Raw genomic sequence first — 3,583 nt, forward strand, 5'->3', positions numbered from 1 at the left:
GCGCCTGCGCATCGGCCAGGCGACCTTGTCGCGCCGCGAGATGCTGATGGTCGCGCTCATGTCCTCGGATAACCGTGCAGCTGCCGCGTTGGCGCGCACCTCGCCGGGCGGGACGCCGCAATTTGTCGCGGCCATGAACCGCAAGGCCCAAGCGCTCGGAATGCACGACACCTCCTTTGCCGACAGCAGCGGGCTCGACAACCGCAACCGCTCCACGGCCGAGGACCTGGTCAAGATGGTCCGCGCGTCCGCCCGGTACCCATTGATTCGCGAGGCCAGCTCGCGTGGGGAGATGACGGTACATCCATTCGCCGACAGCAGCCCCTTGCAGTACCGCAACACCAACCCGCTGGTCAGGAATCCGGAATGGCATGTCGAGGTGAGCAAGACCGGGTTCATCAACGAGGCGGGCCATTGCCTGGTGATGCAGACCCGGATCGACGGGCGTCGACTCTATGTCGTCTTCCTGGACGCGGTCGGAAAGCTCACCCCCGTGGGTGATTCGAACCGGCTGCGCACGTGGCTCGTCGGCGGACAACGCATCGCCGGGAATTGATCCCGCAACAAATCGCATCCGATGTACGCAGGAGAACGCTTCAACAGCATCTCGCATCTGGTCGGCGCAGTCCTCGCGCTGATCGGTGTGGCCGTGCTCGTGACCCTCGCCGGGATTCAGGGCGGTGCGCTGCGCATCGTCAGCTTCAGCGTCTACGGCGCGACACTTTTCCTGCTTTACCTCATCTCGACGCTGTATCACAGCCTGCGGGGGCGGGCGAAGCGGGTCTTCAAGGTCTTGGACCACAATGCCATCTATCTGCTGATTGCCGGCACCTATACCCCATTCAGCCTGCTGGTGCTGCAGGGGAGGACGGGGTGGTTGATGTTCGGCGCCATCTGGACCCTCGCCGTGATCGGCATCCTGATCGACAGTCTTGCGCGTCGAGGGCGGCGGATCCTGCCGATGGTCATTTATTTTACGATGGGATGGCTCATCGTCCTCGCCCTCGAACCCTTGATGGCAAACCTACCCCCGGCAGGTTTTTGGGGACTCGTCGCCGGTGGTCTCTTCTACACCTTCGGCATCGTCTTCTACGCACTCGACAGGCGCTTCGCCTGGTCGCACGGCGTCTGGCACATCTTCGTGCTTGCGGGCAGCATCAGCCACTATCTCACGATCCTGATGTTTCTCTGAGCGCGGCCCCGCCGCGGTCGACTCAAACTCGGCCGCTATCACGACCCGATTTCGACCCTGCTGCTTGGCCCGATAAAGCGCCGCATCGGCCCTTGCCAAGACCCGATCGGGATCGGTCTCGCCCGGCTCGACGCACGCGACACCGGCCGACACCGTGACGGTGGGCAACTCTCGGCCCCGGCTGAACAGCCGCAGACCCATCACCGAGAGACGTAGCTCGTCCAGCCGTGCGGCCGCATCGACGGCCGATGCACCCGGCAGGATCAAGGTGATCTCCTCGCCCCCGTAGCGACAGGCGATATCCTCGGCGCGCAGCGCTGCGTTCAAAAGACCGCCGATGGCGCGCAGCCCGGCATCGCCTGCATCGTGGCCAAAGCGATCGTTGAATTCCTTGAAGTGATCCAGGTCGAGCATCGCGACGGCCAGCGGCTCCCCTGTCCGTTGGCTGTGGTGCATCTCGCGCGGCAACGTCTCGTCCAAGTAGCGGCGATTGAAGAGCCCTGTCAGGGTGTCGCGGACGGCCTGATCGCGCAACGCCTCTTGGATACGGCGGCGCTCGCTGATGTCCCGCGCTAGACGGCAGGCGTACTCGATCCCGTGAAACAGGATGAGATCGGCATGGATTTCGACCGGGACAGAATCGCCGGCTTTCGTGCGGTGAAAACCGTCGAACTGCAACGAGCCGGCTCCACGAAGCTCGCGCCAATGGGCGTCCCAATCGGTCTGGGTGGCGCCGGGAACGATGTCGATCACGGACATGCAGTGCAGCTCGTCGGCCCGATATCCGAGCATACGGCAGGTCGCCGCATTCGCGTACAGGATGCGTCCATCCGAGCGCGCCCAGTAGGCGGAATCACTCATGCGGTCGACGACGGCCCGGGTGAAATAGAGTGCCGCTTCCGCGCGTTTCTGATCGGTAATATCCTGAACGGTACCTGTCAGTCGGGTGACGTCGCCGGCCGCATTCTGCTCCGGCGTCCCGATGGTGATGATCGACCGCTCCTCGCCGTCGGGCCGCCGAATCGTCAATTCAAGTTGATAGGGTTTCGCCCTGCGCAATGCGTCTCGGATGGCACGATCCAGACGCGGCCAGTCCGCGGGCGAAACGATCTCTCGATGAGCCTCGTAACTCGGTGGACTCTTGCTCGGGTCAAGGGCCCAAACTCGATACATCCCCTCGGACCAGATCGCCTGCCGGGTCACCGCATCGAAGCTCCAGCTGCCCAGCTGGGCGGTGCGTTGCGCCCAGAGAAGGTCGCGTTCGCGCTCCCTCAGGTGCGTATTCGCCTCGTCCGCCAACCGCAGCGCATCGGCGACCCGCCGGTGGCTCACGACAAGCACGCCGACCGGAAACGCCAGAAGGAGGCTGGATAGGGTCCCGACCAAGGCAACCGCGGTCGACGTTCGGGCGATGTGCTCGGCCAAGAAACGCGGGCTAGGCACGACCCGGATCGACCAACGATGGCCGCCGAGCTCGATCTGCTGGCTGGCTTGGATTGTCGACGCCGACGGCGTCGCCGTGTCCGCGTGACTGCTCGCAAAGAGCAGGCCCTCTCGGGTCGGTCGGTCTCCGTCGTAGACCGCAACCTCGAACGCATCGCCGAGACCATCGAGGCCGACTGCGTCGAGAACGCCGTGCATCAAAGCATCCATCCGCACCGGTGCGAACGCCCAACCGAGTAGATTCAGCTGCCGAGACGCGACGTCGACCGGGGTTAAGCCCGAGAAGACGGGTACGAAGATCAGAAAGCCGGGTTGTCGGTCGTCGGTGATTTGCTGTACCAGGGTGACCTTGCCGGACAGAGCCGCTTCCCCGCTGTCGCGCGCTCGGCTCGCCGCGGCCCATCGAACGGGATCCGGAGACATGTCGTAGCCGAAGGCATTGAGGTTCTCGCCCGAGAAGGGCTCGAGATAGAGAACGGCGGTATAAAAGGGACGCTCGCCTGCGGGACGGATGCGGTAATCTGGAAAGCCCTCCGCTCGGACCGCATCGAGATGGGCGGCCAAACGATCCGCCGGGATGAACCGAGAGAAGCCGATCCCTTGCATGCCGGGATAATCCTCGGCAAGGCCAAGTTCTTCGACATAGCGCCGGAACTCCTCGCGCGTCACGTCGGCCGAGGCATCGAACAACGCGGCGACCCCGCGCAGCACCTGAATCCGACTCCGAAGGCGATAGTCGATCGCGGATGCGATCTTCCCGGTCCAAGTCTGGACCTGGGCATCCACCTGCGCCTCCGCGGCACGACGCTCCGCGTGCCACAGCACGAAGGTCGCGCCGAGCCCCAACGCCAGCACCAACCAGGGCAGCAGCAACGCTGCCCCGCCCCACATGGGCGGTACTGCCGGTGTCTTCATCGGGACGAACCCGACACCATAGGATGCGCTGTC

The 3,583-nt window shown here is 64.4% G+C and carries 1 protein-coding gene and 2 pseudogenes; 2 read left to right on the top strand and 1 reads right to left on the bottom strand.

Annotation, left to right across the window (positions count from 1 at the left end; all coding sequences use genetic code 11):
* Together GPT33_RS17940 and GPT33_RS17945 are read left to right on the top strand one after the other, a co-directional pair.
* A pseudogene (locus GPT33_RS17940) lies at nt 1-556 on the top strand (serine hydrolase); the annotation flags it as partial.
* A gap of 21 nt (nt 557-577) precedes the next feature.
* Nucleotides 578-1,192 (top strand): hemolysin III family protein, encoded by a 615-nt coding sequence (locus GPT33_RS17945; RefSeq protein WP_296811793.1) that lies wholly within the window; start codon nt 578-580, stop codon nt 1,190-1,192.
* A 45-nt stretch (nt 1,193-1,237) separates the two neighbouring features.
* Here GPT33_RS17945 and GPT33_RS17950 read toward each other — a convergent pair.
* Nucleotides 1,238-3,550: pseudogene (locus tag GPT33_RS17950) on the bottom strand (CHASE domain-containing protein); the annotation flags it as partial.
* Between the last annotated feature and the right edge of the window lie 33 nt (nt 3,551-3,583).

It is taken from the genome of Thiocapsa sp., from assembly GCF_011390875.1.
GTDB lineage: Bacteria > Pseudomonadota > Gammaproteobacteria > Chromatiales > Chromatiaceae > Thiocapsa.

What these genes read in the sequence shown, in the direction of transcription:
- GPT33_RS17945 (WP_296811793.1), top strand. Translation starts at nt 578, where the DNA reads ATGTACGCAGGAGAACGCTTCAACAGCATCTCGCATCTGGTCGGCGCA.